At 70.4% G+C, this 6,260-nt stretch carries 8 protein-coding genes; all 8 read right to left on the bottom strand.

Annotated elements, in window-relative coordinates; genetic code table 11:
* Positions 1-191: 191 nt before the first annotated feature.
* The 8 genes from tatC to ACFV2J_RS39635 all read right to left on the bottom strand — a co-directional run bounded on the left by tatC (position 192) and on the right by ACFV2J_RS39635 (position 6,088).
* Complete coding sequence (tatC, locus tag ACFV2J_RS39670) at positions 192-1,136, bottom strand: twin-arginine translocase subunit TatC (RefSeq protein WP_385443324.1); 945 nt, start codon at positions 1,134-1,136, stop codon at positions 192-194.
* 47 nt (positions 1,137-1,183) lie between these two features.
* Positions 1,184-1,468, bottom strand: a complete 285-nt coding sequence (tatA, locus tag ACFV2J_RS39665; RefSeq protein WP_168527282.1) for a Sec-independent protein translocase subunit TatA — start codon at positions 1,466-1,468, stop codon at positions 1,184-1,186.
* 257 nt (positions 1,469-1,725) lie between these two features.
* On the bottom strand, positions 1,726-1,920 hold the full coding sequence (locus ACFV2J_RS39660; protein WP_385094971.1) for a hypothetical protein: 195 nt from the start codon (positions 1,918-1,920) through the stop codon (positions 1,726-1,728).
* A 9-nt stretch (positions 1,921-1,929) separates the two neighbouring features.
* Complete coding sequence (locus ACFV2J_RS39655) at positions 1,930-2,190, bottom strand: hypothetical protein (protein WP_385094985.1); 261 nt, start codon at positions 2,188-2,190, stop codon at positions 1,930-1,932.
* Between the two features lie 113 nt (positions 2,191-2,303).
* Entirely contained in the window at positions 2,304-3,338 is a 1,035-nt protein-coding gene (locus ACFV2J_RS39650) for a helix-turn-helix transcriptional regulator (RefSeq protein WP_385094974.1), read from the bottom strand.
* 16 nt (positions 3,339-3,354) lie between these two features.
* Positions 3,355-4,332, bottom strand: coding sequence for a helix-turn-helix transcriptional regulator (locus ACFV2J_RS39645; protein ID WP_385094977.1), 978 nt, complete (start codon positions 4,330-4,332; stop codon positions 3,355-3,357).
* A gap of 303 nt (positions 4,333-4,635) precedes the next feature.
* Positions 4,636-5,007 carry an FKBP-type peptidyl-prolyl cis-trans isomerase gene (locus ACFV2J_RS39640; RefSeq protein WP_385094979.1) on the bottom strand — a complete coding sequence of 124 codons (372 nt, stop codon included), beginning with the start codon at positions 5,005-5,007 and terminating at the stop codon, positions 4,636-4,638.
* Positions 5,008-5,086: 79 nt separating this feature from the next.
* Positions 5,087-6,088: an FKBP-type peptidyl-prolyl cis-trans isomerase gene (locus ACFV2J_RS39635; protein WP_385094982.1), complete on the bottom strand. Its 1,002-nt coding sequence runs from the start codon at positions 6,086-6,088 to the stop codon at positions 5,087-5,089.
* Between the last annotated feature and the right edge of the window lie 172 nt (positions 6,089-6,260).

The raw sequence follows: 6,260 nt of genomic DNA, 5'->3' as shown, positions 1-6,260 counted from the left end.
TTATTCGCCCGGGGCCCTGGGGGTGGGCGGCGTTCGCCCGGAGAACCGTCCGCAGGGAGACCCCCGCGGCCCGCGGGGCGCACGCGGCCGGCTGCGCCGCGCGGGCGCCCCGGCCGCGCCCTGCGGTGGGGTTGACGAAGAGGGTGATCTCGCTGGTCACGGCCCTGACCCTACGAGATCTTCGCTCCTTGTCAGGTCACGTCGTCATAACCGTTGACCCGGTCCGGGGTCGTCTGTCCGGGCAGCGCCCTGCTGGCCGACACCGTTTCGACCTCGCCGATGTCCTCGGGGGTGAGGTCCAGCTCGGAGGCTTCGTCGTCGTCGGGGCCCTCGGCCTCGCGGCGGCGCTTGCGCCGGTCGTTCAGCAGCGAGAAGGCGGTCGCCAGGAAGTACAGCACCCAGATCGGCCCGGCCAGCGCCATCATGGTCAGCGGGTCGGTGCTGGGCGTGGCCACGGCCGCGAAGACCGTGATGCCCATGATCATGCCGCGCCACCAGCCGAGCATGCGCCGGCCGGTGAGCACTCCGGTCAGGTTCAGCATGACCAGTAGCAGGGGGAGCTCGAAGGAGAGCCCGAAGACGAGCACCATGCGGACGATGAGGTCCAGCAGGTCGTCCAGCGGCAGCTGGTTGTCCAGGTCCGCGGGCGAGAAGCCGAGGAGGACCGTCGCCATCGTCGGCAGCGTCTTGTACGCGAAGAAGGCACCGCCGAGGAACAGCGGGACGCCCGTGCCCACGAACGCCAGCGCGTACTTCTTCTCGTGCCGGTGCAGGCCGGGGACGATGAAGGCCCACAGCTGGTACAGCCAGATCGGCGACGCGAAGATCACACCGGCCATCAGCGAGACCTTGAGCGCGAGCGTGAACGGCGTCAGCAGGCCGTTCAGCACGATGCGGGCGCAGGTGCCGCTCCGCTGCTGCGCGAGCTCCGACAGGGTGGACTGGCAGCCCACCGCGTCCAGGATCGGGTTCGTGAAGAACTCGATGATGTTCTTGTAGTAGAAGGCGGCCACGACGGTGACGACGACGATGGCCAGAACGGCCTTCGCGAGCCGGTTGCGGAGCTCACGAAGGTGCTCCGCGAGGGGCATCCGTCCCTCGGGGTCCTTCTCCTTCTTGCGGGCAGACTTGAGCAACCCACGTCCTCATCTCGTGCGGCGGGCCGGAGACGTCCGGCCCTGCGTCAGCGCTTGGTCGTGTCCGTGGGCTCGCTGACCGGACGGGCGCTGGTCACGTCGCCGGGCGCGGCCTGGATGGTGCGCTGGGCCGGGGTCTGCTCGTCGGTGCTGGGCGGGCCGGCCGGGGCCGGGTTGCTGCCCTCGTCCTTCATGGCCTTGGCCTCGCTCTTCAGGATCCGGGCGGACTTGCCGAGGGAGCGCGCCATGTCCGGAAGCTTCTTCGCGCCGAACAGCAGGATGATGACGACGAGGATGAGAATGATCTCGGGAGCTCCGAGCCTTCCGAACATAAGTCTTTACCTTCTCACCGAGGCTGCAGGGGCGGGGTACTGCCCGATCGGTCGGACATGTGTCCGGTCGTCGTGTGACAGCGATCGTAACGCTCAGGGGTGAACGCGAGGCAATCCCTGTGCGTACTCCCGGTCGCGGCCCGCGCCTCGTTCTTCGGGCCGCGATCAGAAGCCTACCTGTCCACACAGGCAAGTTGACAGGCTCGAATGACGCATTGCGCAACCCTGGAACGACTCTTACCGGGTCCCCGGCGGGGTCACAGGGCGTCCACGGACCGTGCGGCCCCGGCCGTCGCCCGCTCCAGGTCGTCGGCCGCCCTGTTGATGCGGCGCGCGGAGTCCGTCACCTGCCGTCCCAGGCGTTCCGTCTCCAGGAAGACCCGGACGGCGAGCACGCCGAGAACGGCCGTACCGAGGAAACCCACAGCGATCGCACACATCGGCCAGAACATGGGGCGAGCCTAGAGCGTCGAGTGCAGCCGCAGTGTCCGCACCCCGCCTCCGGTGAGGAGCTCGACGATCCGCTCGCCCGCGGGCTTGCGGACGGCGGCGCCGCACTCGGTGCAGGTGAAGGAGTAGAAAGTGGTCCGGCTCGAGGCGCCGATCGCCAGCATCAGGGCGTTCGCCCGCAGCTCCAGCCGGGCCCGGCAGTCGGGGCAGCCGGCCCTGAACAGTACGTCGGCCACCCGGCGCATGCCGGCGAAGGCGCTGACCACCGTCATCTCGGCGGCGCTGGGCGACGCACCCACCCGCACCGCTCCCCCGGCTCTCTCCGGCCTCCCGGCCCGCTCCGCGGTCCCGGCCTTCTCCGACCCACCAGACATCGCCGACGTGGTCAAAGCTCCTGCTCCTGCCTGTCGAACGGTCGCTCCTGGACTCCGTCACCGTCGAGCCCGTCGTAGGCCGCCAGCGCCTCCCGGGCCGCCTGTCGCGCACTGTCCGCCAGCTCCGGCGGCGACACGATCCGGCCGTCACGGCCGAGACGCAGAGCCAGCCGCCGCAGCGACGCGGGGTCGGGGGTCCGCAGAGTGATACGCAGACCGCCGTCCGGCAGTTCATCCGCGGCGTCGTGCGGGTAGTACTCCGCGACCCAGCGCCCGCCCGGTCCGACCTCGACCACCACCTCGGGGTCCTCCGCGGCGGGCTGCACGAGCCCTTCGGAGAGGTCCCGCAGCTCGACCTCGGGCGGCGCGGACGGCTCGTCGAGGATGCGGATCTCGGCGACCCGGTCGAGCCGGAAGGTGCGGCGCGCCTCGGAGCGGCGGCACCAGGCCTCCACATAGGTGTGCCCGACGCTGACCAGGCGGATCGGGTCGATCTCGCGCTCGGTGAGCTCGTCGCGCGAGGGCGAGTAGTAGCGGATCCACAGTCTGCGCCGCTCGGAGATCGCCCGGTCGACGTCCGCGAAGACCCCGCCCTCGGACTCGAAGGTCACCGAGAGCCGGGAGCTGGCGCCCGCGGCCTCTCCCGAGGCGGCCTCCACCTTGGCGGTGGCGCGCAGCAGCGCCTGCCGGTCGCCCTCACGCAGCCCGGGCAGGGTGGAGACCGCGCGGGCGGCCACCAGCAGCGCGGTCGCCTCGTCGGCGGCGATACGGAGGGGTGCGGCCGCTTCTGCCGCCAGGGCGGCCGGGTTGTGCCACCAGATGCGGTCGCCGTCGGTGTCGATGTCGAGCAGGTCGCCGCCGCGGAAACTCGTCCCGCACAGCGGCAGCACGTCGAGGTCGGAGATCAGCTCGTCCTCGGTGATCCCGAAGGCCCGGGCGACGTCACCGACGCGCGCCCCGGGGCGCTCGCGGAGATAGGTCACCAGGGACAGCATCCGCCGGGTCTGGTCGATCGCGTTCGTGGGTCTGGCCGGTTTTCCTGCCACGTTCCTACGTTCCCCCTCAGCCCTTGGCCACGGCGCGCAGCCGGTCCACCACGTCGGCCCGCAGTTCCGCGGGTTCCAGGACGACGACGTCGGGCCCGAACTCGACGAGCCACGCGTCCAGACCGTGCCCGTACGGGATCTCCAGCTCGTCCCAGCCGTCTCCCCGTTCCCGAACCGAGACGGCCTTGGCCCGCAGCGGGTATCCGGAGCCGGTCCGCAGCCGGATCCGCGCGGTGCGGTCGGCGATCTCGCCCGCCCAGCCCGCGACCGTCTCCCGGACGGTGACGACATCGGGCACCTCGGCCGTGTACCGGCCGGCCCGGGCGCGGACCCTGCCGGTGATCCGCGAGAGCCGGAAGACGCGCTCTGCCCCGCGGTCGCGGTCCCAGCCCGCCAGGTACCAGTGACCGCGCCAGCACTCCAGGGCCCAGGGCTCGACCTGGCGGGTCTCGGGGTGCGCGGCGGTGGCCTTGCGGTAGTCGAAGACGACCGGGCGGCGGTCGCGGCAGGCCAGCATGAGTGGTTCGAAGGCCGCCTCGTGCACGGGGATGTGCGGTTCCAGGGCGCCGTGGGCCTCGTACGGGTCCACGTCCTCGGGCAGGCCCGCGGCACGCAGCTTCTGCAGGGCGCCACTCGCCGCGCCGGCCAGCCGCGCCTGCTGCCAGACCTTGGCGGCGAGGCCGAGGGCGGCGGCCTCCTCGGCGTCGAGGGTGATGGGCGGCAGACGGTTGCTGTCGCGGCGGGCGACGTAGCCGACCTCGCCGTCCAGGTTCTCCACCGTCTCGATGACCAGGCCGAGCTCGCGCAGATCGTCCTTGTCGCGTTCGAACATCCGGTTGAAGGAATCGTCGGACGAGGCCGCTCCCCTGCCCGGCCTGAACGCCTCCACATAGGCCTCGATGGAATCGCGCAGTTCGCGCTTGCTGAGCGGCCGCCGTGTCCCGAGCAGACACAGCGCCAGGTTCATCAGCCGCTCGGCCTTGGCAATGGCCATCGACGCCCTTCCCTATGGTGCTTCCGACCGATGACCGTACCGCTCAGAAGTGTCGTGGCAAAAGCCGAGGGCCCATGCCCGGACAGGCATGGGCCCTCGGTGATCAAATCCGGTCGAATTCCGATCACACGGTGTACGAAGATCGGACCAGGGTGCGACCTTCACGATGATCAGACCGGGACCGCGGACTCGTCGGTCGCCGAACCGGAGAGAGCGCACCGGGAGCGGCCGGTCCCGGAGTGTTCACTCGGGACCGGGCGTCCGCCTCCGGACGCCGGGGAGCCGTGACTCCCCGTACCGATGTCAGACCGCGACCAGGTCGCAGACGAAGATCAGCGTCTCGCCCGGGGCGATCCGGCCGCCGGCGCCGCGGTCCCCGTAGGCGAGGTGCGCCGGGATGGTCAGCTGGCGACGGCCGCCGACCTTCATGCCCTGCACGCCCTTGTCCCAGCCGCTGATGACCTGTCCGACACCGAGCTGGAACTCCAGCGGGTTGCCGCGGTTCCAGGAGGCGTCGAACTCCTCGCCGGTGGAGAAGGCCACGCCCACGTAGTGGACCTTGACGAAGTCCCCCGCCTTGGCGACCGCGCCGTCGCCCTCCCAGATGTCCTTGATCTCGAGGTCCGCCGGGGGCTCGCCGCCCGGGAAGTCGATCTCGGGCTTCTCGATGCTCACGTCTTACGCTCCTGCTTGTTCGCGTTGGTTCGCGTGGTGCCCTTGAGGCACCCCAGACAGTCTCACATCCCTGACGGGCTCACATCTTCGCCAGGATGTCGACCGTGAAGACCAGCGTGGAGTCCTTCTTGATGCCGCTGCCGCTCGGCGGGTTGTCGCCGTAGCCCAGGGCCGGCGGGATGACGATGAGGACGCGACTGCCGACCTTCTTGCCCGTCAGACCCTGCCCCCAGCCCTTGACGACCTGCTGGAGCGAGAACGAGGTCAGCTGTCCGCGGCTGTACGTGGAGTCGAACTCCTTGCCGCCGTCCCACAGGACGCCCTTGTACTGCACCAGGACGCTGCTGTCCGCCTTGACCTCCTCGCCGTCGCCCTCGATGACGTAGTCCGCCACGAGCTTCGTCGGGGCCTTCGTCTTCGGCACGTCGATGGAGGGGGCCTTGCCGTCGGTGTTCGTGCCGACCTTCGGGAGGGCCGCGTCGTTCTGCGCGACGTCCTTGCCCTTGGCGGAGCTCTTCGCGTTGAAGGTGTTCTCGATGTCGACGACGAACACCAGCGTGTCGGTGCCCTTGATGCCCGCCTGCGTGTTGCCCTTCGGGCCGTAGCCCCAGGTCGGCGGCACGGCCATCTCGACGCGGCTGCCGACCTTCTTGCCTACGAGGCCGTAGCGCCAGCCGTCGATGATGCCGCCCTGCGCGAGCTGGATGACCAGCGACGTCTTGCGGTCGTAGGAGTTGTCGAAGACCTTCGCGGTGTCCCAGACCTGGCCGAGGTAGTTGGCCTGGATGTAGTCGTTCTCCGCGACCGTCCCGCCGTTGCCCGCGATGACCGTCCTGACCGCCAGGTCCTTCGACGGGGCGCCGCTCCCCTTGGCCACGGTCGGCTTCTCGCCGAACTTCGTCCCGGCCGTGATGGCGGGCAGCGGACCGTCGACGATCTTCGGCGGCGGTACCGACGAGGCGGACGCCGAAGGCGACGGACTGCTGCTGGACTTGGCCTTCTCCGACTTGTCGTCGTCACCGCATCCGGCGAGAGTGACCAGTCCTGCGGGTACGGCGAGGAGAAGTGAGCGTCGGCGCACGGTGGGGGCCTCGTATCGATCGATCTTGGTTGATGGCGTGCGCGCAACTCTACGACGTGAGAAGGGGGGGGGGGGGGTGGCCCTGAGTCGCCCCCCCGCGGGGGGGGGGGGTGAGCGGGGCACACGGCGCGCCGCACTCGCAGGCGGGCGCTCGTGAGACCGGGGTCTCTCA

Source organism: Streptomyces sp. NPDC059668 (assembly GCF_042734135.1).
Lineage (GTDB): Bacteria > Actinomycetota > Actinomycetes > Streptomycetales > Streptomycetaceae > Streptomyces.
This window is presented reverse-complemented; position numbering and strand designations above follow the sequence as displayed.

Excerpts from the sequence above, each read along its gene's own strand:
- tatA (WP_168527282.1), bottom strand. The coding sequence starts at position 1,468 with ATGTTCGGAAGGCTCGGAGCTCCCGAGATCATTCTCATCCTCGTCGTC.
- ACFV2J_RS39660 (WP_385094971.1), bottom strand. The coding sequence starts at position 1,920 with ATGTTCTGGCCGATGTGTGCGATCGCTGTGGGTTTCCTCGGTACGGCC.
- ACFV2J_RS39655 (WP_385094985.1), bottom strand. The coding sequence starts at position 2,190 with ATGACGGTGGTCAGCGCCTTCGCCGGCATGCGCCGGGTGGCCGACGTA.
- ACFV2J_RS39645 (WP_385094977.1), bottom strand. The coding sequence starts at position 4,332 with ATGGCCATTGCCAAGGCCGAGCGGCTGATGAACCTGGCGCTGTGTCTG.